This window comes from Lysinibacillus canaveralius (assembly GCF_047301505.1).
Classification (GTDB): Bacteria; Bacillota; Bacilli; order Bacillales_A; family Planococcaceae; genus Lysinibacillus_B.
In genome coordinates, this window is sequence record NZ_CP154840.1 from 4527527 (window position 1) to 4552549 (window position 25023).

The following is a 25023-nucleotide window of genomic DNA, read 5'->3' on the forward strand; positions in this document are numbered from 1 at the left end:
TTTCGGCTGTTTTGATAAGTAGAAGAAATGGCGATGAAAGGTCCGTAGTTTTTGCAGTAGTGCCTGGACTATCGTATGTTTGTGAATCGGCAGGTATATTCTTAGAGGGCTCTTTGGTCACTTTTATTAATTCTATAAAGAACTTATTACCTTAGTCCATTTTTCTGTAGAAAGAACTTTTTCGAAGGTTATGGTAAAATAAGCTACGATTAAAAATTCGAATGAGGTTAATAAATATGAAACTAATTATTGGTTTGGGTAATCCAGGGAAGGCTTATGACCATACCCGTCATAATATAGGATTTGATGTTATCGATGAATTGGCAGGTAAATGGGGAGCTCCGTTAAATCAATCAAAATTTAATGGTATGTATGCAACAATACACCGCCCTGAAGGTAAAGTAATGCTATTAAAGCCGCTGACATATATGAATTTGTCAGGTGAATGTGTGCGGCCGATAATGGATTATTTTGATATTGATGTAGAGGATATTATTGTTATTTATGATGATTTGGATTTGGAAACGGGTAAGCTGCGTCTGCGCCAAAAAGGGAGTGCAGGAGGACATAATGGTATCAAATCACTGATTCATCATCTTGGGACGCAAGAATTCAACCGAATTCGGGTAGGAGTAAGCCGTCCGCCAGCAGGCATGAAGGTAGCTGACTATGTATTATCGAAGTTTTCTAAAGAAGATGAACCAATCGTGCAGGAAGCAATTAAAAAAACATGTGATGCAGTGGAAGCATCCCTTTCAAAAAAATTTTTAGAAGTCATGAACATATTTAACGGCGCATAAAAAAATAGAAGAGCGTCTATACTTTGAATACACATGTATTCAAAAGGAGGGCGCATATGCCTGTTCGTTATCGCTGCAGATATTGTGAAACAGAAATTGGAAGGTTACCTTTCGATGCAGAGGAAACAATCCGTAAGTTACATCAGTTTGAAATCGGGGAAATTGATGATTATATCGAAAAAGATGCGCGAGGCGAAACAATCGTTCATTCGATCTGTGAGCATTGCGAAGATTCGCTCCGCCAATTTCCCGATTACCATGCGCTGAAAAAATGGTTACAGTAATGAAAAGATGGTGAATCACAAAATAGCAGGTCGCTTTGGCACATGTAAACCTTAAAAGGTCCAGTGTGCCAAGGCTTTTTCCGTTTTAATTTAGAGGAAAATATTTTCTGCTCTAAATTTGAACTGGATTAACACTGTCTATCAAATATTCTTTAGGGATTCAAAAAGATGAGAAAAATAGAGTGAAGGTCATTAATAAGTAAGTGGGCGTAAGAGCTTTTTAAATTGAGAGGGGTTTTTAAATGGAAGTTTTTCATCAGCTATTCTCGCAAGATAAACATATAAATGCACTGCTGGAGCAAATTGAAAAAAATACAGCAGATCAGCAGTTAATTACCGGCTTGACAGGTGGTGCAAGGCCGGCTTTTATCCAGTCGATATTTAAGGAAACGAATAGGCCGATTTATATATTGTCTCCGAATCTATTGCAGGCACAGAAGCTTGCAGATGATTTAGCGTCTTTAGTGGGAGAGGAGTCTGTCTTTTATTATCCGGCGGACGAATTCATTGCCGCTGATATGACGATCGCTTCTCCAGAGTTACGTGCTCAGCGGATTGCAACGCTAGATCAGCTTGCAAAGGGGGCACCGGGCATTTATATCGTACCGGTGGCCGGCATGAGGAAATATATGACGCCGCCTGCCCAATGGAAAGAAAGTTTTTTACAGACAGCAATTGGTGAAGAGATTGAAATGGATGAGTGGCTGTTAAAGCTTGTCGCTATGGGTTATACACGCAGTGGTATGGTGACGTCGCCTGGAGAGTTTGCAGCACGTGGAGGGATTCTGGACATCTATCCTTTATATGCAGAAGCTCCTATTCGTATAGAATTGTTTGATACCGAAGTAGATTCCATTCGGTCGTTCGATGCAGATACACAGCGGTCGATTGAAAAGATGGATACTGCTCGTATTTTGCCGGCTATGGAAATTTTATTATCAATAGAAGATCGGCTGAAGATTGCAGAGCGTTTAGAGGGAGCTTTAGCGAACAGTTTAAAGAAAATAAAAAATCCTGAACTGCAGGAACTGCTTGTTGAGAATACTCAATATGACATTACAATGTTAAAGGAAGGGAATCTTCCCGACCATGTAAATAAATATGGTTCTCTTTTATTTGGCCAATCTACATTTTTAGGGGATTACTTTGTAAAAGATGGTATTGTGTTATTTGATGAGCTAGGACGTATCCAGGAAGTGATGGATGCGTGGGAACGTGAAGAGGAAGAGTGGTTTTTATCTTTAATTGAAGAAGGGAAAATGCTTCATGACGTGAAACCTTCGTTCTCCTTTAAGGAAATAACAGCAATGCTTCGACAGCAAAAAATCTATTTGGCATTATTTGCGAGGACATTTTCCGGTATCCGTTTTTCTAAAACGACGAACATTTCATGTAAGCCGATGCAGCAGTTCCACGGACAGATTGCCCTGCTGCAAAATGAGGTAGAGCGCTGGGAGCGTGAAAAGTTCACTGTCTTGTTTGCAGCGAGCGGTGGAGAGAGACTGCAGCAGATGCAGAGAATGCTGGAAGGCTATCATATTGAAGGACAAATCGGCATGCCGAGGGGAGCAGGAATCTTCCTGATAGATGCTGTGTTGTCTGCGGGCTTTGAACTGCCCCTGCAGAAAATTGCTGTTGTAACGGATGACGAGTTATTTAAACAACAAGCGAAGAAAAAGAAGCGTCCGCAGAAAATGACCAATGCAGAACGTATTAAATCCTATACGGAAATTAAGCCCGGCGATTATGTTGTGCATATTCACCATGGAATCGGGAAATACATCGGGATTGAGACATTGGAAGTTGGCGGAACACATAAGGATTATCTGCATATTCGTTATCGTGCGGATGATAAGCTATATGTGCCTGTCGATCAAATTGACCTCATTCAAAAATATGTAGCCTCTGAGGATAAAGAGCCGAAGCTCCATAAGTTAGGCGGCGCAGAATGGAAAAAAGCGAAGGCAAAAGTGTCATCTGCTGTACATGATATTGCGGACGAGCTAATTAAATTATATGCCAAGCGGGAGGCAGAAAAAGGCTATGCCTTTACACCTGATTCAGACGAGGTACGTGCTTTTGAAGCGGAATTCCCTTATGAGGAGACGGAAGATCAGCTGCGCACAATCTTGGAAGTGAAGCGCGATATGGAGCGGGAACGTCCAATGGACCGTCTTGTATGTGGAGATGTAGGATATGGAAAGACAGAGGTAGCGATTCGTGCAGCGTTTAAGGCTATTCAGGATGGAAAGCAAGTTGCCTTCCTGGTTCCAACGACGATTTTAGCTCAGCAGCATTTTGAAACAATCCAATCCCGTTTTGAAGAACATGCTATCAATGTGGGATTATTGAGCCGCTTCCGTACACGTAAGCAACAGCTTGAAACAGTGAAAGGCTTAAGAGAAGGTACAGTTGATATGGTGATTGGGACACACCGTATTCTCTCTAAGGATATACAATATCAGGACCTGGGACTTCTAATTGTTGATGAAGAGCAGCGTTTCGGTGTAACACATAAAGAAAAAATCAAACAGCTAAAGACGAATATTGATGTATTGACATTAACGGCGACGCCGATTCCGCGTACGTTGCATATGTCTATGGTTGGTGTTCGGGATCTCTCTGTTATTGAGACCCCTCCACAAAACCGTTTCCCTGTACAGACGTATGTAATGGAGCATAGCGGCGCATTGGTCCGAGAAGCTATTGAACGTGAGATGGCGCGTGGAGGACAGACGTTCTATCTATACAATCGAGTAGAAGATATGACAAGCCGGGTAGAAGAAATCCGGGCGCTCGTTCCAGAGGCACGGGTCGGCTTTGCACATGGACGTATGACAGAATCAGAACTAGAATCTGTTATCTTGACGTTTTTAGAAGGGGATTATGATGTATTAGTAACGACGACCATTATTGAGACCGGCGTTGATATTCCGAACGTGAACACATTGATTGTCCACGACGCAGATCGAATGGGATTATCACAGCTTTATCAGCTGCGGGGGCGTGTTGGACGTTCAAACCGTGTCGCCTATGCTTACTTTATGTACCAACGCGATAAGGTGCTGACGGAAGTAGCAGAGCACCGCCTGCAAGCCATCAAGGAATTTACAGAGCTTGGTTCTGGATTTAAAATTGCGATGCGGGACTTATCGATCCGAGGAGCAGGAAACTTGCTTGGTGCCCAGCAGCATGGATTCATCGACTCAGTCGGCTTCGATCTTTATTCGCAAATGCTGGAAGAGGCAATTGAAGAGCGCCGCAGCGGAGTGAAAAGAGAAGAAAAGCCAGAGGTGGAAATTCTCCTGCAGACAGATGCTTATATTCCGGATGCCTACATTCCGGATGGTTATCAGAAAATCCAAATGTACAAAAGGATCAAGGCAATGGAGCGTGAGGAAGATTACTTTGAAATCATCGATGAGCTGCAGGACCGCTTTGGGGATTTACCGGTGGAAACAGAGCGCTTGATGCGGATTGCACGCATAAAAGTATGGGCACTTCAAGCTGGAATTACTGCCATTAAGGAAAAGCAAAGTATCATCACTATCAATATATCCGAAGAAGGAACCGCAAGTGTAGACGGAGCAAAAATTGTCTCTGAATCTATGCAGTTTGAGCGTGCTGTCGGCTTTAGTATGGATGGTACAAAGCTGAATTTGACGATCGATATGAAGAAATGCGGCAAGTACCAGCCAATTGATGTATTAGAGAAGATGGTAAAGATTGTATCAGAGGCAAAAAAAGAAGAGGTAGCATAATAAAAAGGCGGACTATGTATAAAAAATAATGTCCGCCTTTTTCCTATGAAAGAAACTATATGGAGATGTTTTGCGCTGCACTATAATGCATCCCATTCGTGTAATTTAACCGCTGCATCAATTCTTCACGATCTGCATGTTCATGACGCTTTTCCATAAACATTTTTTCTTTTGTCGAAGAAGTTGTCAGCATGTTGCGCTGTCCATTATATTTTTCAAGGTATCTTGTGAAAATACCGCTTTCTACTTCTGTACGAACTTGCGGACGATTCTTAATATCAACCGGATTATAATAATAAGCTAAATGCTCGCCTGCATAAAATTGCGTCTGCTTATAAGCATTAGAGTTACTTTCCACACGATCTACTCGCATAAGTATCCACCTCATTTTTATTAGCTATATACCCACTCGAAAAACAAATAAACGATAAAAATGGCAAACTAACTGAATTTAGGCTTCTGAAACTAATAGATAAATCAATAAACTAGTTCTAATTTCCTGTAGAGAATAATGTTTTTGTTGCATAGTTTACAATTTGCTTAACCATACTAATTGGGAACAGAGCTAAATTTGTGGAAAGTGAGGTAGCATAATGAAAGCAACAGGTATTGTACGTCGGATTGATGATTTAGGGCGTGTTGTTATACCAAAAGAAATTCGCCGGACGATGCGGATTCGCGAAGGCGACCCGCTTGAAATTTTTACAGATCGTGAAGGTGAAGTCATCCTAAAAAAATATTCACCAATCAATGATTTAAGCGAATTTGCAACAGAGTATGTGGAATCATTATATGAGGCATTAGGATTACCGATTTTCCTTAGTGACCGTGATGAAATGATCGCCATTGCCGGTGTTGCCAAAAAAACGTATAGCCATCGTCGTCTTTCTCCTTTTGCAGAAGATTCGATGAAAGAGCGCCGCCCAATATTACATCAACAGGAAACTGTTATCGAACTTGTTCCAGGTCAGTATGAAGAAGTAAAATCTTATTGCATTGTTCCTATCCTTGCGAATGGCGACATTATTGGCGCCATTTATGTCCTTTCTAAAGATGGGCTGATTGGGGCAGTAGAACAAAAAAGTGCCGAAATCGGTGCCCTCTTTTTGGCAAAACAAATGGAAAGTTAGAGGCTATAAGCAGATGGAGAGATACCATCATAGCTTTCCTCATATAAAAGGACATTATGTCACCTTAAGCAGGGCGATATGGGTCTTTTCGAAAACGTCCTGTATAAAGAACAGGACGTTTTTTTATAGTCAATTAAAAATTAAAACTATAAAAAATGATTACGGTAAAGTATGAAAATACGCTTTGCAACGAAAGCGCAAAAAATCTGAGCGATCTTTGGTTTTCTTCAGCGTAAGTCGCTGACGTTTGCAGGGCTTTATAGAAATTAAACAGGCGTTTAAACGGTATTATCCTTCACCTTGGCAGAAGAACTGTCCTCTTAATCATGGTATACTTGTACCATTGTATAGATGAGGAAGGATTCAATATGTCTTCACAATTCAGTATGAAAAGCTATATGAAGGGCGCACTGCTATTGACGATAGCGTCGCTTATTGTAAAAGTGTTAAGTGCTATCTACCGGGTGCCTTTCCAAAACATGGTAGGCGATCAAGGTTTCTATGTGTATCAGCAGGTTTATCCATTCATTTCACTTTTTGTCGTATGGACGTCTGGAGGATTTGCAGTCGCCATTTCAAAATTATTAGCTGATACCGAGAATGAACAAATAAGGCATGGGATTACCATGACAGTGTTTCAATATTTAACACTATTATCTGTGTTCTTTTTCTCCCTCTTGTTTTTCGGAGCAGATTTGCTGTCTTCCTGGATGGGAGATGCTATGCTGGCCCCTCTTTTAAAAACCGGGGCATTTGTTACCCTTTTTATGCCGGCTTTAGCTGTGATGAAAGGTATCTTTCAATCTCGCGCGATGATGCAGCCTGTCGCTTATGCACAGGTTTTTGAGCAATCTATCCGAGTGGCTGTCATTTTAATCGGTACGATTATTATTATGACTGCTTTCTCCGGGACCGTTTATGCTGCAGGGAATATGGCGGTACTCGGAACGGTAATTGGTGAATTGGCAGGCGTCATCTTATTATTTGTATATATGAAGAAAAAGGGGTTTTTATTCCAAAATCGTGTGATTATTCCAAAGTGGCCTATCATTAAAGAAGTGACGATTTTCAGTATGAGTGTGAGCATGAGCAGTTTATTGCTGTTAGCTTTCCAGCTTGTCGATTCCTTTACTGTATTTTCTATGCTGGCAGACGCAGGGATGCCTAGGCTAGAGGCAATGGAGACGAAGGGTGTCTATGATCGTGGACAGCCATTAGTCCAGCTGGGGATTGTCATTGCTTCTTCATTTTCGCTGGCAATTGTTCCGCTTGTTGCCTATAAATCGAAAAAAGGGGAACTGGGGGAGATTCCTTATATTCAATTGACCTATCGGGCCTCCATTCTTTTCGGTGTTGCAGCATCCCTTGGACTTATTCTTGTCATGCCCTATGTGAACGTGCTGTTGTTTAAAACAGAATCACTTTCTATCGTATTAATGCTGTACGTGCTGCAAATTGTTCCGCTTTCCGTTATTTTGACCTTTACTTCGATACTACAAGGCTATGGAAAACTGAAAGTACCGACTTATTTTTTACTGGGAGCACTTTCATTAAAGCTAGGCGGTAATGTCCTGCTCATTCCACTTTTCGGCATTTTAGGAGCAGCACTTGCGAGCAATATCGGTTTATTCATGTGTGCAGCAGCGCTAATGTATTATCTAAAGCAGCTAAAAGGTATAACGTTGGCGAAAAGGTCATTCTATCAAAAACTATTCATTGCCGCTTTAGGTATGGTGTTCGTCATAGAAGCTGCTTCTCTTTTATTGGGAGGCGTCATGCATTTTGACTCTGGGCGTACAGCATCCGTTATTTATAGCAGTATCCTCATTGCTCTTGGTGCCTTTAGTTTTATCACTATTGTGGCGAAGCTCCGCCTGCTTAGTGTGCGGGAGTGGTTTATTATTCCATTCGGTCGAAGGATGGCAATGTACCAATTATGGTTAAATCAAAAGAAGTAGGTGTCTATATGCATCAATTAACAGTTATTGGCCTTGGTGCAGCGGATTTTGATCAGCTGCAGATGGGTGTATACAAACAATTAAAGCAAGCTAAGAAATTATATGTCCGTACAGAAGATCATCCTGTCCTTCAAGATCTGAAGGAAGAAGGAGTTGAGTTTTCCAGTTTGGACTACATATATGAAAAACACGATACATTCGCTCCTGTATATAAAGAAATCACTGCAGTATTAATTGAAGCAGCGAAGAATGAACCAGTGATGTATGCAGTGCCGGGACACCCGCTTGTTGCGGAGCAGACGGTGCAGCATCTAATTGAAGCAGAGCGAAACGGGGAAGTACAGTTGAAGATTGCAGGAGGGCAGAGTTTTCTAGATCCGATTTTCGGAGCTTTAAAGATTGATCCGATTGAAGGTTTTCAATTGCTTGATGGAACAAGTATGTCGATGCATGACATCAATATGCATCAGCACATTTTAATTGCTCAGGTATACGATGCATTCAGTGCCTCAGAAGTAAAACTGACACTAATGGAGAAATATCGGGACGACTATCCGGTAACAATTGTGACAGCAGCAGGCTCTTCCCAGGAGAAGCTGCTAACAGTGCCCCTTTATGAGCTTGATCATGTAGCTGAGCTAAATAACTTAACGACGGTTTATGTACCGCCTGTAGCATCCGACGAGGAAGCGCTGCGTGATTGGACGACATTCAGGAAAATTATCGCAACTCTCCGCGGTCCAAATGGCTGTCCATGGGATCAAAAGCAGACGCATGAATCATTGAAAAAATATTTACTAGAGGAAGCGCATGAGTTTTTAGCAGCTGTGGATGCGGAAGATGACTATGCAATGATTGAGGAGCTAGGTGATGTTCTATTGCAAGTATTCCTTCATGCTCAAATTGGAGAGGACAATGGTTACTTCAATTTAGAAGAAGTACTAGCATCTATTAGTGAAAAAATGATTCGACGCCATCCGCATGTATTTGGTGATGTATCGGTAGAAGATGCGGATCAGGTAGTAGCGAATTGGGAAGAGATTAAGCGAGCGGAAAAAGGGGAGCAAGAAGGGTATCTTTTAGTTGGTGAGTACCGTGCTGACTCTTCACTGCAAACGGCTTATAACTATCAGAAAAAAGCTGCAAAAGTAGGGTTCGATTGGCCAAATGTGAAAGAAGCGTGGGATAAACTCACTGAAGAGATGAAAGAATTCCAAGTAGAAATAGAGAAAGGTGATGCCCACAGCCGTATGGAGGAATTCGGGGATGTGCTGTTTACATTAGTGAATGTGGCACGTTTTTATAAAATTTCTCCGGAAGAGGCAATGCTCCATGCGAATGAAAAGTTTGCAAGCCGCTTTCGCTATGTGGAAGATCAGGTAAAAAAGAATGATAAAGGCTTTGCGGCATTTACACTAAAAGAGCTGGATGCTTTTTGGAATGAAGCAAAGTTACGGGAGAAGGGGGAATAAATATGCGTTTAGATAAGTATTTGAAGGTATCAAGATTGATTAAGCGCCGGACATTGGCTAAGGAGGTAGCAGTGCAAGGGCGTATTACCATCAATGGGAAGACGGCAAAGGCCAGCAGTACTGTCAAAACAGGCGATGAACTAGCTATTCGGTTTGGCCAGAAAATCGTAACAGCCCGTGTGGAGGAACTCCGGGAAAATGTGCGGAAAGAAGAAGCAGCCAGCATGTTTACGATTTTGAAAGAAGAAAAACTAGAAAAGGTTGAGCCTGAATTCATTGATGATGAAGAATAATAGGAAATTAAAATAAGTAAGAAAAATAGAGCGTGATAGTAAAATTTACTGTCATGCTTTTTTTCATGTGTGCATACAGTGTAGAAAGTGGACAAGGAAGGGGAGCTAATATGCAAACTGAAAGCACAAGATACACGATTCCATCGGGAGATCATTTAATAACGCTGCGTAACCGCAAGCGTATGGATATGACATCTGTTAAGGAGATTGAGCGATTCGACCAAGAGGAATTTTTCATTAGAACGTCTCAAGGGCATTTGCTCATTCGTGGAGAAGAATTAAAAATCGTGCATTTAGATGTGGACAAGGGGTTGCTTACACTAGAAGGTATGGTCAAGCTTGTTCAATACGATGAAGAAGACTCTGGCCTATCAAAGAGTCTATTGCATAAATTATTTGGATAATGTCTGTACAATTAGTTAGTACGTTCGTCATGTTTTTGGCAGGAATCATGGTGGGTGCAGTCATTGATTGTGTCCGGCACATGACCTCCTCTTTACCGAAAAAATCTATCTTTTACAAGCTGGCACCTTTTATAGAAATAGCTTTTTGGGCAATCCTTGGTACGATAACTTTCTATTTCTTGTTCTTAATTAAAGGCGGCGAATGGCGGGCAATTGATCCAATTGCCCAAATAGCAGGAATTATTTCATATGATTTATTTTTTCAGCCTATAATACGTTTCATCGGCAGAGTTTTTGTGAATATAACAATTAGGCCTGTTCTGTTTGTCGGTCGTCTTGTTTTCCTCATCATTCGAAAAATTATTCACATAGTAATCCGGATCGTGAAGTTATTAGTAAGACCATTTTCCAAAATCTATAAAACTTCTAAGAAACGGTTTAATTCCGCAAGATAAATACGTATAATAGGAAATAATACTATTCGAAGAATATGGGGGTGAACGGCGTGGCGCAGCGTCAACAACAAGAAAAAGTACATAGAGACTCTGTTAAAACGTTGGATAATGACTATGTCCGTTCAAGCGCGGAGCAGTTAAAAAAACAACAAATCAAACAACGTCAAAAAGTGTTAAGCCGTCGGAGACTAGCGGTATTTTTCGTATTTGCCGCTGTCGTATGTATCGCTTTAGTGAGTGCAATGATGAATCAGAATACCCGTTTGGCAGAGAAGGAAGAAGAGAAACGCCAGGCGCAGGAAGAACTAGCAGCTATTAAAGATCAGCAGGAAATGCTGAAGCTACAAATTACAAAGCTAGAAGATGATGAATACATTGCCAAATTGGCGCGTAAAGAGTATTTCCTCTCAGAAGATGGGGAGATCATTTTTACCATTCCTAAAGAGGACAAAAAAGAAGACGACGAGCAGTAACGAAAAAGGCGAACACGCAATACGCGACGTTTGCCTTTTCACATGGGGTAAATCATATGAAAGATTAAGGACTTTCAGCTGATTTGTCGTTTTATAGCGAGAGAGTGTTGTTGACAGGTAAACTTGGTCGGCTATAATAGAAGAGAAACTGATAAAAGTTTCGCGATATTTCAGGACTGATACAGTCGCTTAAATTTTAAGGAGGAGCATTTTTTTTATGTCAATTGAAGTAGGCAGCAAAGTACAAGGGAAAGTAACAGGAATCACTAATTTTGGAGCATTCGTTGAGCTGCCAGATGGCAAAACGGGTCTAGTGCACATCAGTGAAGTAGCAGACAACTATGTCAAAGACATCAACGAACATCTCAAAGTAGGAGATGAAGTTGAAGTAAAAGTGATGAATGTTGAAGCGGATGGGAAGATTGGTCTTTCGATTCGTAAAGCAAAGCCTCAAGCTGAGCGACCAGAGCGTCCGCAGCGTCCTCGTCGTGATAATAACCGTTCACATGAGCGAAACGATCGTCAGCCGAAAGAAAACTTCGAGCAAAAAATGGCACGTTTCTTAAAAGATAGCGATGAGCGTTTAGCTACATTAAAACGTGCCACAGAGTCAAAACGTGGCGGCCGTGGAGCACGCAGAGGGTAATTTGCTGGCTGTTTTAATTGTAGAAAAAGTGTGATATACAGCAGCGGATCATGCGAAATGCATGATTCGCTCTTTTTTATTCTTACTACATACAGGTAGCATGGAAGAGGCTGAGGTATATGTACCTCAGCCCTTTTGTTGTTGTATAAACAGCTTCACCAAGCCGATGAGTGTAATAATACCAATCACTAACCCGATCAATAGCAGAAGAATCTGCAGGAGAATGGGTGTCTCCGTTAAGAAAAAGCCAAGCAAAATAAACACTGCGCTGGCCGCACATAAAGCCGACAGTGTACGAAAATCTTTCATCATAATTTCCAACCTCCCCCTCCCATCATAATCGACTCGGAGATACAAAAAAAGGCTGGCCCTTATATTTGCCGATGGAAAAATCCATTTTTTTATATATTTAAATAAAATGAGCATCGACTGGGCTATTTTGGACGGATTGTGTCCTAATGAGTGACAAATTGTTCATATATTATTATAGTAAGTATAAGAACTTATAGAAGGGACGATGGGTGACAGATGGACTTTTAATCTTATTTTCGTGAACAATCGAAAGCGAATGTTTCAGCAAAATAGGATTAGTCTGCCCATTTTCCAAATGAAGAATAAAAAACGGCTTCTTTTTGCCGTTTTATTTGCCGACTAATCCTTCCAAAACACTTGGAGGGATTTTTTTCTCTCCATTTTACAGGAGGAATGAACATGAAAGAACTACTGCGAATTGAGCATTTAACATTAGAGGCAGGAGAGCGTCTTCTCTTTAAAGAGGCAGACTTGACAGTAAAGGAGCGGGAAATCATTGGTGTCATTGGCCGCAATGGAGCAGGGAAATCTTTGCTGCTTGCCGCTATTAAGGGAGAATTAAAAGAAGCTGAAAACCAGCTGAATTGGCGGGAAAACGTATCTATACAAATGGTTGAACAAGAAAGGGAAGCCTATAAAGGAAACTATTTGCCTTTAATGCGCGATTGGCATATCCCGGAATTACCATACGAACTGCTAAGCGGGGGACAACAGCTAAAGTGGCGTCTTGCCGAAGGATTTTCAAAAAAAGCAGAACTACTTCTTTTGGATGAGCCGACCAACCATTTGGATGAATCCTCTGTTGCTCATCTCATCAAAGAAATGAAAAGTTACGAAGGAACGATGATTGTTGTCTCACATGATCGGCATTTTTTAGATGAGGTCGCGACGAAAATTTGGTCAATTGAAGAACAGGGGATTGCAGAACAGGAAGGGAATTACTCCCATTATATTAATGTACGGGACGAAAGGAAAAAGGCTCAACAGGCAGCTTATGAAAAGCAGCAGAAAAAAGTAGAGCAAATTGAAAAGCAAATCGGTGAATTGACGTCATGGTCACAAAAAGCACATAGAGAGTCCACAAAGCAGGAAGGTTTTAAAGAATATCACCGTGTAAAAGCAAAGAGAACGGATGCGCAAATTAAGTCTAAGCGTAAGCTTCTGGAAAAGCAGCTGCAGAAGGAAAAGGTAGGTGAAGTAAAGCAAGAGCAAGAGGTGTTCTTTGATTTTCAAGGGAAGAAGAAGCAGGGAAGGCGTTTGTTTGAATTGAAGAATGCCAAGGTAGCCTTTAACGAAAAAATATTATTCAGAAGCCTTTATTTAACGGTTCAAAAAGGAGAGCGTATTGCTATTAGTGGTGACAATGGAAGCGGCAAAACCACTCTTTTGAAATTGCTGACAGGGGAGATAGAGCCTACAGGAGGAACTGTATGGCGTTCTCCAACAGCAACAATTGGCTACCTGTCACAGCAGGTATTTGATCTTCCACTTCACTCCACGCCAGCACAGCTGTTTGAGCGGGAAACGTTTGAAGAACGCAGCAAAGTACAAACAGTTATGTCACAACTTGGTTTTAGCCATCTTCAGTGGGAAGAGCCGATTGAGAATATGAGTATGGGTGAGCGGGTGAAATGTAAGCTTATGCAATACATTTTGAATGAGACAGATGTTCTGCTGCTGGATGAACCGACAAACCATCTTGATCTTCCTTCTCGTGAACAATTGGAAAGAACATTGGTCCATTATCCTTGTACGTTGATTGTCGTCTCACATGATCGTTATTTCCGGCAAAAAGTCACAAAGGCTGAGATAAAATTAAGTGAGCCGGAGCGCAAAGTGCCGCAAAAAGGGATAGATGAGAAAGAGGAACTGCGGATGAAGCTTGAAAACGAACGTCAGCATGTACTAGGAAAGCTGAGTATATTGACGAATAAAGATGAAGAATATGCAGAATTAGATGCAAAGTTCCTAAAACTGACAAAAAGAATCAATGCATTGAAATAATAAAAAAGCGTAGAACGATCTAAAATCGTCCTACGCTTTTGATATGACCCGTACGGGATTCGAACCCGTGTTACCGCCGTGAAAGGGCGGTGTCTTAACCACTTGACCAACGGGCCGTTGGTGGCGGCAGAGGGGATCGAACCCCCGACCTTACGGGTATGAACCGTACGCTCTAGCCAGCTGAGCTACGCCGCCAAAATTAACAACAAAGACTATATTACTAGCGATCACCAAAAGTGTCAAGCAATTATTTAATAAAAATCTTATGTATTTATTTATCACAATGTCAGCATTTTCGTCGAACAATTTTTTGAAGACAATGATACAAACAGACAAAATTCATCGCATCATTTTCTTATAATAGACCCCATATAAAGGGGGAGGAAAATTGGTGACAACACAAGCTTTACGTCAATTATCGAACTTAGATGGTGAGCAGGTGATAGGAAATGACAAGAAACTTGCTTTTTTACTACAGCTCACTTTTTTAGGCGTCAGTTTCTTTTTAGCGAAGTCCGTCTTTTTCGGAGCAGCAGTCCCGTTTTTTGTCCCATTTTGGGCGGTTGTAAATCTGCGTTATCAGCATGTGAAATGGGCGACATTGATCGGAGGATTGGTTGGTACTTTAACGCTTGGATTCGGGCAATTGGTTATTGTTTGTCTGCAGATTTGTGCTTATCAGTTATTTAAAAAAATCAGGAAGCTGCCATTACCTGTACTTGTGATGCTGGCGACCCTTCTTGTCCAAGTTGGATGGCAGTGCATTGTTTATATGGGTTGGCCGCCGTCAGACATTCAATTTTATATTGCTTGTGAGGTAGTACTTGCAACGCTTATGACGATTTTTCTGCACTTCACGCTGCTGCCTCCATATCGCTTTTGGGCGGCAGAATGGACCTATGAACGAGCTGGAGCTGCGTTTTTCATCCTAGCTGCCATATTAACAGGCATGTCAGCCTTTTCTTTTTCCATCTTTAATTTAGCTATTATCTCTCTTCATCTTTTCATTTATGTTGCTGCATTTGTAGGCGGTGTTACATTATCTACAATTATTGCTACGATATTAGGGACGATCGTAGGGATGGCCGAGCTTTCATTTACAGGCATGCTGGCTCTCTATGCACTGACCGGAGTTTTCGCCGGAAGCAGTATGAGAATGGGAAGAATCGGTATTGCCTTTAGCGGTATAGCCCCAAGCATTTTCTTTTTTTTCTATGATGCGACATTACCACTGGACATTGTTTATTTTGCTTCCATTGCTACTGCGACCCTCTTGTTCCTTTTGATCAACCGCTCTGTATTAGAGAAGATGCGGGTACTTTTTTATCCGAAACGAGAAGAGGTATTAGTAAGGCGGCAGGAATGGCTGACCAATAATATGGCCCAAACAATCGAGCAGTTCCAACAGTTTGTTTTTTTCATGAAGGATCTTGTATTTGATCGTTTCACTGAACAGTCTGCTGCTCCAAAAAGCCTGCAGCCTTGCAATATATGCCAAGAATGCTTCAGGTACGACCATTGTTGGGGAGAAGAGAAGAATATTGTGGAGCCCATTTCACAATATTACAGGGCGAGGGCCTCTAGAAAAACAGTTGCTACTGTACAGGCAGAAGAATTGTTAAAAGGAAAATGTATTAAATCTTCAAAGCTGCTGCAGGAGCTGGAGCGGGTATTATACAATGAGCAGATGAATAATCAGCTTTTCCACGGAAAAAAAATGATTGCCTTACAGCTGCAGGATGTAAGCCATCATTTGAATGGGCTGCTGCAGCAAATGCAGGACGAATCTGTAACGTTTCAATCGATGGAAAATGAATTGCTTGAACAGCTTCAAAGTGCACAGTTGAATTGCTTTCAAGTGGATATATTGTCTAATGAGGTGGGGAGACGCCGTATCGTCTGCTCCATTACAGCAGAAAAGGCTGAACAGGTAACGGAGCTCGGTGAGCGGGTATTGCTCCCGATGCTGTACGAGCGATTTTCAGAACCGTTTTATGTAGACCGTATTGATTATAAGGAGGTACCATTTCCTTATGTAGAGGTACGTGTAAAATCATCTGTTCGCTTCACTATGGAGCAGGGGATTTACAGTCAAGCCAAGTATCAAACATCGGGGGATGCTCATGCACTGTTTCCGATTCATGAGGGACTAACGGCTGTTATGCTGTCCGACGGAATGGGACAAGATCGGCGTGCCCGTAAGGAGAGTGATACACTCATCCGGATGCTGCGGGAATGCTTGACGTACAATATGGATCCAGAGACAGCCATGCATACCATCCATTATGTTATGTCTCTCAAGCGCGACAGTGATATCTATGCCACAATTGATTTTGCACTTGTTGATCTTCAGCACGGCTCGCTCTGGTCCTGGAAAGCAGGAGGAATTGCTACCTATATTCTGCGGGGGAGAGACGTTCTGAAAATTGAAGGCAACGCCGCTCCAGTAGGGATGATGCCTACCTTCTCTATTGAAACGGAATCGCTTCGCCTGATGGCAGATGATATAATTATTATGGCCTCAGATGGCTTATTTGAAGGAACGAATAACTGGAGTAAACAGGAAACTACTTTCTTGAAGCTGCTAAAACAGACAAATAAACCACATCTTTCAGCCGATGTGTTATTGTACGATGTAATGGCGCAATATAAGCGTATGTTTGATATAGACGATGATTGTACGGTCATTGCCTGTAAAATAAAGCATATTAACCCGGAGTGGTCGGTATTAAATTTAGTATAAGAAGGTGAAGAGATGAGAGGATTCGAGAAAAAGGTACTGGCGTTTATCAAGGACGAGCATTTGATAAACAGGGGAGACCGGCTTCTCGTCGCTTGTTCGGGGGGCGTCGACTCAATGGCGCTTCTCCATTTTTTTGATCGGAATAAGGAATTATTACATATTGAGCTATACGCGGTACATGTAGATCACATGCTTCGCGGAGAGCAATCAGCTGGGGATAGAAAGTTTGTGGAGGCTTTTTGTGCAGCCCGCAATATTCCCTGCTTCAGTACAGGGGTTCCAATACCTGCTATTTTAAAAGAGCAGGGAGGGAATTCCCAGGCGGTCTGCCGGCAAGAGCGTTATACTTATTTTGCTTCTGTTATGAAGGAGCAGGATATAAGGAAACTGGTAACAGCACATCATGCGGATGATCAATTAGAATCTATCCTGATGGCGCTTGCCAAGGCAGGAAGTGTCACAGGTATGATGGGTATCCAGGTGAACCGTCCATTTGAAAATGGCCATGTAATTCGTCCATTTTTAATGGTTACAAAAGAAGAGATAAGGGAATATTTAAAAAAAGGTAGTATTGATTACAGGGAAGATGCAAGTAATGAGAAGGATGACTATACACGTAATAGGTTCCGTCACCATATTGTACCTCTCTTAAAGGCAGAAAATGCCGCTGCCGCACAGCATGCTGTTCAATTATCGCTGCAGGTTGCTCAAGATCAGGCGTATTTACAGGGGCTCGCTCAACAAGCTTTTGACCGTTTAGTCACAAAAAAGGCCGAAAATTGCTATGAAGTTGAAATTCATCCCTTTATAAACGAGCCACTTGCTTTACAAAGAAGGCTCATTTTAATACTATTAAACTATCTTTATAACGATACAAGCACGTTTCAGCGTCATGCATTATGTACGTCCATTTTGAATTTATTCCAGACGCAAAACGGGAATGCCATGTTGAATTTGCCGGATTCATTTCGGGTAAGCAGGCAATATGGCAAAGTGTTATTCCATCAGGAGCAGGAAAAAGTACCCTTTTTCCCCTGCGAGCTTACTGTAAACGAATGGAATGAGATGATGGATGTTCGTGTGTACATAGGAGAACCCTCTCAAATGACCGCGCTACAAAGTGACGAGGCGCAAGTATTTTATTGCAGCGCCGAAAAGGTATCCTTTCCATTACGCGTAAGAACTCGCGAAGAGGGAGACCGAATACAGCTTCCAGGCATGACTATGCCAAAGCGTTTATCCCGCCTCTTTATAGACGAAAAGGTTCCTCTTGCTAAGCGAGATGAGTGGCCGCTACTCGTTGATGTTCACAATGACATATTGGCAGTGCTAGGATTACGTGTAAGTAATAAATTTTCCAGAACAAGACGGGCTGATGATGACTGGGTGTTCATTATCGACCGGAATGAGGCTGGAACGTTTGAACAATCTCGAGGAGGAATCAATGATGATTCAGAATGATATTGAAAAAATTATGATTACAGAAGACCAAATCCAGGAACGTATTAAAGAACTGGGTGCGGAGTTGACAGAGCTTTATAAAAGCGATTTCCCGCTGGCTGTCGGCGTACTGAAGGGTGCAATGCCATTCATGACGGACTTGATGAAACGTTTCGATTCCTATGTTGAACTTGATTTTATGGATGTTTCGAGTTACGGCAATGCAACAGTATCTTCTGGAGAAGTAAAGATCCTAAAGGACTTGAATACAAGTGTGGAAGGCCGGGATGTCATCATTATCGAGGACATCATCGATAGCGGTTTAACATTGAGCTACTTAGTGGATTTATTCAAGTATCGTAAAGCGAAAACGATTCGCATCGTTACGCTTTTAGATAAGCCATCAGGACGAAAGGTCGATCTGAAGGCGGATATTGTTGGTTTTGAAGTACCAGATGGTTTTGTAGTTGGTTATGGTTTAGATTACGCAGAAAAATATCGTAATTTACCTTACATCGGGATTCTAAAACGAGAAGTTTACTCCTTTTAAGTAAAATACGTGTAACGATTTCGACAAAAATCGTGCAAAACACATTTTATCTAGGGCTTTTCGTTGTATGTGGAAATCATCGTATGTTAAGATTTTACTTATAGTTTTTCTGTAATGTTGTGAGGAGGCTGGGGATGAATCGAATATTTCGATACACCATATTTTATTTGTTAATCTTTCTCGTAATTATCGGGATTTTTGGCACATTCAACGGGGGAAATACTCCAACCGAAGATCTTACGTATCACGAGTTTTTACAGGCCTTGGACGAGGATACGATCGATTCGGCGACAATCCAGCCGGATAGCGGCGTATACGTTGTAGAAGGTAAAATGAAAGGTGCTGAAGAGGGAGAGACGTTTACTGTTAATCTGCCTCAAAATAACCAGACATTAATGGACCGCTTGACGAATCTTGAGCAGGCATATCCAGATGTTACATGGGAAAAGGCACCAGAAACGAGCGGCTGGGTTCAGTTCTTTACTGGCATCATCCCGTTCATTATCATCATTATTTTATTCTTCTTCCTATTGAGCCAATCTCAAGGCGGCGGTAATAAAGTGATGAACTTTGGTAAATCGAAAGCAAAACTTTACGATGACCAAAAGAAAAAAGTTCGCTTTACAGATGTAGCAGGCGCTGATGAAGAAAAAGCAGAGCTTGTCGAAGTTGTAGAGTTCTTAAAAGACCACCGTAAATTCACTGAAATTGGAGCTCGTATTCCAAAGGGAATTTTATTAGTAGGTCCTCCTGGTACGGGTAAAACTTTACTTGCTCGTGCAGTAGCAGGGGAAGCTGGCGTACCGTTCTTCTCGATTTCAGGTTCTGACTTCGTAGAGATGTTCGTCGGTGTTGGTGCATCGCGTGTTCGTGACTTATTCGAAAATGCGAAGAAAAATGCACCATGTATCATCTTCATTGATGAAATTGATGCTGTTGGTCGTCAGCGTGGGGCCGGCTTAGGCGGCGGTCACGATGAACGTGAACAGACATTGAACCAATTGCTTGTTGAAATGGACGGATTTGGTGAAAACGAAGGTATTATTATCATCGCTGCAACTAACCGCCCAGACATCCTGGATAAAGCGTTATTACGTCCAGGCCGTTTTGATCGTCAAATTACAGTGGGTCACCCAGATGTAAAAGGACGTGAACAAATTCTAAAGGTGCATGCACGTAATAAACCACTTTCAGATACAGTGGATTTATCAGCGGTGGCACAACGTACTCCAGGGTTCTCGGGTGCAGATTTAGAAAACTTATTAAATGAAGCAGCGCTTGTAGCAGCTCGTAAAAATAAGAAAACCATTACTATGATTGATATTGATGAAGCTTCTGACCGGGTTATTGCTGGTCCGGCAAAAACGAGCCGCGTTTACTCTGCAAAAGAGAAAAAGCTTGTTTCATTCCATGAAGCAGGTCACGTAGTTGTCGGTTTAATGCTAGATGAAGCGGATACAGTGCATAAAGTAACAATCGTGCCTCGTGGCCAAGCTGGTGGTTATGCAATTATGTTACCGAAGGAAGAGCGTTTCTTCACGACGAAGCAAGAGCTATTAGACCGTATTGCGGGACTTTTAGGTGGTCGTGTAGCAGAAGAAATCGTACTTGGTGAAGTTTCAACAGGTGCGCATAATGACTTCCAGAAAGTAACTAGCATTGCACGTGCGATGGTCACAGAGTACGGTATGAGTGATAAAATTGGAGCAACTCAATTTAGCTCAAGCTCGGGTGGAAATCCATTCTTAGGACGCGATTTCAATACAGACCAAAACTATTCTGATCAAATTGCTTATGAAATTGACCAGGAAGTACAGCGTATCGTAGGAGAACAATACGAGCGTACACGTCAAATTTTAACGGATCGCCGTGATTTACTTGATTTGATTGCCAATACTTTAATGGAGAAAGAAACATTAAATTCGGAAGAAATCGAGCATTTACGTGATCATGGTGAGTTACCACCCGAATCGGTAAAGCTTATGAAAGAAAATCAAGCAAAAGAAAATACGGTAGAACCGACAATTGAGGTAGCGGGCACACCTACTATTAACAATGATGTTCTTGGTAAAGAGCAGGAGCCATCAGTTGTGGATTTACCAAAACCGGGACCAGAGCTTAAAAAACAGCAAGGTATCGATGAAGATCCAAAACGAGATTAATCTAAAAGGACAAAGCATTCGCTTTGTCCTTTTTTATATGCGTCCGGTATATGCATCGGCATGTAGAAGATGAGTTTTGATTCCCTAAGACAAAGTAGAGGTTAGCCGGGAACAAGGATATCTGTGGCAGCACGGAAAGCTTGCGGCAGGGGCAACGGTCTGAGGTGTGCAAGTCCCTTAGAGGGCTGGAGATTACTAAATGATAAATCCTCTATCGAAGGTCCTATCAAGCACATGATGCTGCTGGAAGATAAGGGAGTATATGTAGGAATCCGGCGTACTATTTTCAGATAGATGAAGCTGTTACGTTTGTGCCTTGGCAGGAAAAGAATCTGAAACTATTCGCGGCAGTTCTTTCTATGTTATTATTTTTAACAAATGGACAGGTGGTGAGTATATGATTTTGGTGTTAGATGCAGGAAATTCAACGATTATATTAGGCGTATATCATAACGATAATTTAGTTCATCATTGGCGTATGAGTACGGAGAAAAAAGCGACCGAAGATGAATATGCTATGAAACTTCAATCGTTTTTCACACATGCAGGCATTTCGTTTGATCAAATTTCAGGCATTATCATATCCTCCGTGGTACCTCCAATTATGTTTGTACTAGAAGAAATGTGCAAAAAGTATTTTCATGCGAAACCATTGGTTGTAGGTCCAGGCGTTAAAACCGGCCTTAATATAAAATATGAAAACCCTAGGGAAGTCGGAGCGGATCGAATTGTGAATGCCGTTGCAGCAGTGCAATTATATGGCGGAAGACCATTAATTGTAGCTGATTTCGGTACGGCCAATACGTATTGCTATATTGATGAAAAGGGAAACTATATGGGGGGAGCTATAGCCCCGGGTATTTCTATTTCAACGGAGGCCCTTTATACAAAAGCTTCAAAACTGCCTCGGGTTGAAATTGCAAGAATGGCCAATATTGTAGGAAAGAATACGGTGGCAGCAATGCAGGCCGGCATTTTTTATGGATTTATCGGACAGGTGGAAGGTATTGTAAGCCGTATGAAGGCAAACAGTAGAGAGGAGCCTCTTGTTATTGCCACAGGGGGCTTGGCAAAGCTGATTGCTGACGAAACAGAAATGATCGACATCGTTGAGCCATTACTGACGTTAAAGGGCTTATATATCATTTATAAAAGAAATCAATAAGAAATGGGGAATGAAAATGACAGGAGACTACTTAGTAAGGGCAATTGGCTATAACGGGCAAGTACGGGCATTTGCTGCGCGTACGACGGAAGCGGTAAGTGAAGCTCAGCATCGCCATAATACATGGCCCCTTGTTTCAGCAGCATTAGGGCGTGCCATGACTGCCAGTGTTATAATGGGAGCTATGCTGAAAGGTGAAGACAAGCTGACAGTGAAAATTGAGGGGAACGGTCCGATCGGTCCCATTATCATTGACGCCGATGCAAAAGGGGATGTACGGGGCTTTGTAACAAATGGACAAGTACACTTCGATTTGAATGAACACGGTAAGCTAGATGTCCGCGCGGGGGTAGGAACAGAGGGTTTTCTAACGGTAGTAAAGGATCTTGGAATGCGGGATATGTTCTCTGGACAGACACCGATTGTATCGGGTGAAATTGCAGAAGACTTCACGTATTATTTTGCATCATCAGAACAGGTGCCTTCCTCAGTGGGGTTGGGAGTCCTTGTTAATCCAGATAATACAATTCTAGCAGCAGGCGGCTTTATTATTCAGCTAATGCCTGGATGTGAAGAGGGAACGATTGATGCTATCGAGCAACACCTGAGCACAATCGAACCCGTATCCAAAATGATTGAAAAAGGAATGTCGCCGGAGGAAATTTTAGAAGCTGTTCTTGGGGCAGAAGGCAATGTTCAATTGTTAAGTACAATGCCGGTTAAATTCCAATGTCAATGCTCTAAAGAGCGGTTCAGTGCAGCGATTCTGGGGTTAGGTGTAAAAGAGATTCAAGATATGATTGATGAGGTTGGTCAAATCGAAACACAATGTCATTTCTGTTTAGAGACATACAATTTTTCGGAAGCCGAATTGCAGGGGTTAATTAATGAAATCAACTCGCAAAAATAACAGTACTAGACAAACACCACCTACACCGAATCCCGTACCACTAACACAACGACGTTTAAAAACAAAGCCGGCTCTCGCCGTAATGGGTATCTTATTACTGGGTAATTTATTTTGGTTCATTTTATGGGTATGGCCATCTGATAAAGATCAAAGCGGGGAGGAAACTGTCGCTTCGATTGATGGTGATAAAATTACACGCCAAGAGTGGCTGAGTGAAATGGAAAGCCGCTATGGAAAAGAGACGCTTCAGGACTTACTCAATGAAGCGGTCATGGAAAAAGCGGCAAAGAAATATGATATTAAAGTAACAGATGAAGAAATAGATTTAGAAATCGCTCTCATGCGATCGGCACAAGATGCAACTGATACAGCGAATTTAACGGATGTGCAGCTTCGACAAAAAGTCCGTGCCCAGCTGATTCTAGAAAAGGTATTAGCGAAGGACGTTTTGATTGAAGAAGAACAAACGGCTACATATTATGAGGAAAATAAATCCTTATACAATATTCCTACCTCATACAGGACAAGTATGATTGTTGTTTCTTCAAAAGGGGAAGCAGCAAGTGTAGAGGAGGAACTGAAAAGCGGCTCCGAATTTTCTGTCCTAGCTCGTGAGCGCTCTTTAGATACAGCGTCTGCTAGTCTTGGAGGAGATATTGGTTTTATAACAGAGGACCAGGAGTCAATTGACCAGGCAATTTTAAAAGCGGTTAGTGATTTAAAACCGGAGGACATTAGCAGCCCTGTCAAATTAAATGACGGGCGTTATGCGCTCTTACAGCTTCAGGAAGTATTAAAGGGACAAGCATTCTCATATGAGGAAGTAAAAGGACATATTTCAAGAGAGCTTGCAATGGAGCAATTATCTCCTACAATTGCCCCGGAAGTATTTTGGTCTGAGTTTGGGGCAGAATGGTTTTATGGAGAAGCCAAATAGATAGCGAAAGATGGTGAAATGGACTTTTTCACCTCTTTCTTTATATTTCAAGTTTTCAAAAAATATCTGAAAAATATTAGGCGTTTCATTGACAAAGGTAATAGGAAATTGGTAAGATTAAGTTAATAAAAACCTATTTACTTGGTAGGAATTAGAGGAAGGATGAGATTCATGAGTAAATTAGCAAATTCTGTAGCGGATTTAGTAGGACGTACACCGATTGTGAAATTAAACCATGCAACAGGGGAAAATGAAGGTACTGTATATGTGAAACTGGAGTACTTCAACCCAGGTTCATCAGTAAAAGACCGTCTTGCATTAGCGATGATCGAGGCAGCTGAAAAAGACGGCACATTAAAACCAGGCGGTACAATCATTGAGCCGACTTCAGGTAATACAGGAATCGGCCTTGCGATGATTGCTGCTGCAAAAGGCTACAAAGCAATCCTTGTTATGCCAGAAACAATGTCTTTAGAGCGTCGTAATCTACTGCGCGCATACGGTGCACAATTAGTATTAACACCTGGCCCAGAAGGTATGAAGGGTGCTATTGCAAAGGCAGAGGAATTATCGGCTTCAGAAGGGTACTTCTTGCCGCAGCAATTCAAGAACGCGGCAAACGCAGAAATTCACCGCTTAACAACTGGTCCCGAAATTGTTGAAGCATTTGAATCAGAAGGATTACAATTGGATGCATTTGTAGCGGGTATCGGTACTGGTGGTACAATTACAGGTGCTGGAGAAGTACTAAAAGAAAAATTCCCTAACATTGAAATTATTGCTGTAGAGCCAAAAGATTCACCGGTTCTTTCAGGCGGTAATCCTGGTCCGCACAAAATCCAAGGGATCGGCGCAGGCTTTGTACCAGAAGTATTAGACACAGAGATCTATGATTCTGTATTCCCAGTAGAGAATGAAGTAGCTTTTGAAAACGCACGTAAAGTTGCGCGAGAAGAAGGTATCTTGGCTGGTATTTCTTCTGGTGCTGCGATTTATGCAGCAATTGAGGCAGCGAAACGTCTAGGTGCTGGCAAAAACGTCTTAGCGGTTGTGCCATCAAATGGTGAGCGTTACTTATCTACACCGTTATATCAATTCGAAGACTAATAAAAAGGACCATTTTC

22 protein-coding genes and 2 tRNA genes are annotated in these 25023 nt (G+C 41.8%); 20 read left to right on the top strand and 4 right to left on the bottom strand.

Annotation, left to right across the window (positions count from 1 at the left end):
- Window positions 1-236 precede the first annotated feature (236 nt).
- From pth to mfd, 3 genes are all read left to right on the top strand, one after another.
- Complete coding sequence (gene pth, locus AA0Y26_RS22800) at window positions 237-800, top strand: aminoacyl-tRNA hydrolase (RefSeq protein ID WP_413364247.1); 564 nt, start codon at window positions 237-239, stop codon at window positions 798-800.
- Between the two features lie 56 nt (window positions 801-856).
- Window positions 857-1084 (top strand): anti-sigma-F factor Fin, encoded by a 228-nt coding sequence (locus tag AA0Y26_RS22805; protein WP_413364248.1) that lies wholly within the window; start codon window positions 857-859, stop codon window positions 1082-1084.
- 242 nt (window positions 1085-1326) lie between these two features.
- On the top strand, window positions 1327-4845 hold the full coding sequence (mfd, locus tag AA0Y26_RS22810; RefSeq protein ID WP_413364249.1) for a transcription-repair coupling factor: 3519 nt from the start codon (window positions 1327-1329) through the stop codon (window positions 4843-4845).
- Between the two features lie 55 nt (window positions 4846-4900).
- On the opposite strand, the gene AA0Y26_RS22815 is transcribed toward mfd, so the two are convergent.
- The gene (locus tag AA0Y26_RS22815) at window positions 4901-5218 is read right to left on the bottom strand and encodes a hypothetical protein (RefSeq protein ID WP_413364250.1); all 318 of its coding nucleotides are present in this window, start codon (window positions 5216-5218) and stop codon (window positions 4901-4903) included.
- A gap of 220 nt (window positions 5219-5438) precedes the next feature.
- Here AA0Y26_RS22815 and spoVT point away from each other — a divergent pair, with 220 nt between their 5' ends.
- From spoVT to AA0Y26_RS22855, 8 genes are all read left to right on the top strand, one after another.
- Window positions 5439-5975 (top strand): stage V sporulation protein T, encoded by a 537-nt coding sequence (gene spoVT, locus AA0Y26_RS22820; protein WP_413364251.1) that lies wholly within the window; start codon window positions 5439-5441, stop codon window positions 5973-5975.
- Window positions 5976-6343: 368 nt separating this feature from the next.
- Window positions 6344-7933, top strand: coding sequence for a putative polysaccharide biosynthesis protein (locus AA0Y26_RS22825; RefSeq protein ID WP_413368366.1), 1590 nt, complete (start codon window positions 6344-6346; stop codon window positions 7931-7933).
- A gap of 8 nt (window positions 7934-7941) precedes the next feature.
- A complete protein-coding gene (gene mazG / locus AA0Y26_RS22830; RefSeq protein ID WP_413368368.1) occupies window positions 7942-9405 on the top strand; it encodes a nucleoside triphosphate pyrophosphohydrolase in 1464 nt (487 codons plus the stop codon).
- A 2-nt stretch (window positions 9406-9407) separates the two neighbouring features.
- On the top strand, window positions 9408-9698 hold the full coding sequence (locus AA0Y26_RS22835) for an RNA-binding S4 domain-containing protein (RefSeq protein ID WP_413364252.1): 291 nt from the start codon (window positions 9408-9410) through the stop codon (window positions 9696-9698).
- Window positions 9699-9808: 110 nt separating this feature from the next.
- The gene (gene yabP, locus AA0Y26_RS22840; RefSeq protein WP_413364253.1) at window positions 9809-10102 is read left to right on the top strand and encodes a sporulation protein YabP; all 294 of its coding nucleotides are present in this window, start codon (window positions 9809-9811) and stop codon (window positions 10100-10102) included.
- On the top strand, window positions 10102-10557 hold the full coding sequence (yabQ, locus tag AA0Y26_RS22845) for a spore cortex biosynthesis protein YabQ (protein WP_413364255.1): 456 nt from the start codon (window positions 10102-10104) through the stop codon (window positions 10555-10557). Before yabP ends, yabQ begins: the two co-directional genes overlap by 1 nt.
- A gap of 50 nt (window positions 10558-10607) precedes the next feature.
- Window positions 10608-11030, top strand: coding sequence for an FtsB family cell division protein (locus AA0Y26_RS22850; RefSeq protein ID WP_413364257.1), 423 nt, complete (start codon window positions 10608-10610; stop codon window positions 11028-11030).
- A 217-nt stretch (window positions 11031-11247) separates the two neighbouring features.
- The gene (locus tag AA0Y26_RS22855) at window positions 11248-11676 is read left to right on the top strand and encodes a S1 domain-containing RNA-binding protein (protein WP_036150904.1); all 429 of its coding nucleotides are present in this window, start codon (window positions 11248-11250) and stop codon (window positions 11674-11676) included.
- Window positions 11677-11802: 126 nt separating this feature from the next.
- Here AA0Y26_RS22855 and AA0Y26_RS22860 read toward each other — a convergent pair whose 3' ends face one another.
- Window positions 11803-11988 carry a hypothetical protein gene (locus AA0Y26_RS22860; RefSeq protein WP_413364258.1) on the bottom strand — a complete coding sequence of 62 codons (186 nt, stop codon included), beginning with the start codon at window positions 11986-11988 and terminating at the stop codon, window positions 11803-11805.
- Window positions 11989-12387: 399 nt separating this feature from the next.
- On the opposite strand from AA0Y26_RS22860, the gene abc-f reads away from it, so the two are divergent.
- Window positions 12388-13992 carry a ribosomal protection-like ABC-F family protein gene (gene abc-f, locus AA0Y26_RS22865; protein WP_413364259.1) on the top strand — a complete coding sequence of 535 codons (1605 nt, stop codon included), beginning with the start codon at window positions 12388-12390 and terminating at the stop codon, window positions 13990-13992.
- A gap of 44 nt (window positions 13993-14036) precedes the next feature.
- On the opposite strand, the gene AA0Y26_RS22870 is transcribed toward abc-f, so the two are convergent.
- Window positions 14037-14108: transfer RNA gene (locus AA0Y26_RS22870), tRNA-Glu, on the bottom strand.
- 2 nt (window positions 14109-14110) lie between these two features.
- Window positions 14111-14187: transfer RNA gene (locus tag AA0Y26_RS22875), tRNA-Met, on the bottom strand.
- Window positions 14188-14383: 196 nt separating this feature from the next.
- Between AA0Y26_RS22875 and AA0Y26_RS22880 the strand changes: the two genes are divergently transcribed.
- The 8 genes from AA0Y26_RS22880 to cysK all read left to right on the top strand — a co-directional run bounded on the left by AA0Y26_RS22880 (window position 14384) and on the right by cysK (window position 25006).
- Complete coding sequence (locus AA0Y26_RS22880; RefSeq protein WP_413368370.1) at window positions 14384-16735, top strand: SpoIIE family protein phosphatase; 2352 nt, start codon at window positions 14384-14386, stop codon at window positions 16733-16735.
- 12 nt (window positions 16736-16747) lie between these two features.
- On the top strand, window positions 16748-18196 hold the full coding sequence (gene tilS / locus AA0Y26_RS22885) for a tRNA lysidine(34) synthetase TilS (RefSeq protein WP_413364260.1): 1449 nt from the start codon (window positions 16748-16750) through the stop codon (window positions 18194-18196).
- Window positions 18183-18725, top strand: a complete 543-nt coding sequence (gene hpt, locus AA0Y26_RS22890; RefSeq protein WP_413368372.1) for a hypoxanthine phosphoribosyltransferase — start codon at window positions 18183-18185, stop codon at window positions 18723-18725. The genes tilS and hpt overlap by 14 nt, the downstream gene beginning before the upstream one ends.
- Window positions 18726-18859: 134 nt before the next feature.
- Complete coding sequence (gene ftsH, locus AA0Y26_RS22895; RefSeq protein ID WP_413364261.1) at window positions 18860-20887, top strand: ATP-dependent zinc metalloprotease FtsH; 2028 nt, start codon at window positions 18860-18862, stop codon at window positions 20885-20887.
- A 397-nt stretch (window positions 20888-21284) separates the two neighbouring features.
- Window positions 21285-22052, top strand: a complete 768-nt coding sequence (locus AA0Y26_RS22900) for a type III pantothenate kinase (RefSeq protein ID WP_413364262.1) — start codon at window positions 21285-21287, stop codon at window positions 22050-22052.
- A 16-nt stretch (window positions 22053-22068) separates the two neighbouring features.
- Window positions 22069-22962: an Hsp33 family molecular chaperone HslO gene (hslO, locus tag AA0Y26_RS22905; protein ID WP_413364263.1), complete on the top strand. Its 894-nt coding sequence runs from the start codon at window positions 22069-22071 to the stop codon at window positions 22960-22962.
- Window positions 22940-23899 (top strand): peptidyl-prolyl cis-trans isomerase, encoded by a 960-nt coding sequence (locus AA0Y26_RS22910; protein ID WP_413364264.1) that lies wholly within the window; start codon window positions 22940-22942, stop codon window positions 23897-23899. The genes hslO and AA0Y26_RS22910 overlap by 23 nt, the downstream gene beginning before the upstream one ends.
- 171 nt (window positions 23900-24070) lie before the next feature.
- Complete coding sequence (gene cysK, locus AA0Y26_RS22915; RefSeq protein WP_413364265.1) at window positions 24071-25006, top strand: cysteine synthase A; 936 nt, start codon at window positions 24071-24073, stop codon at window positions 25004-25006.
- The last annotated feature ends 17 nt before the right edge of the window (window positions 25007-25023 follow it).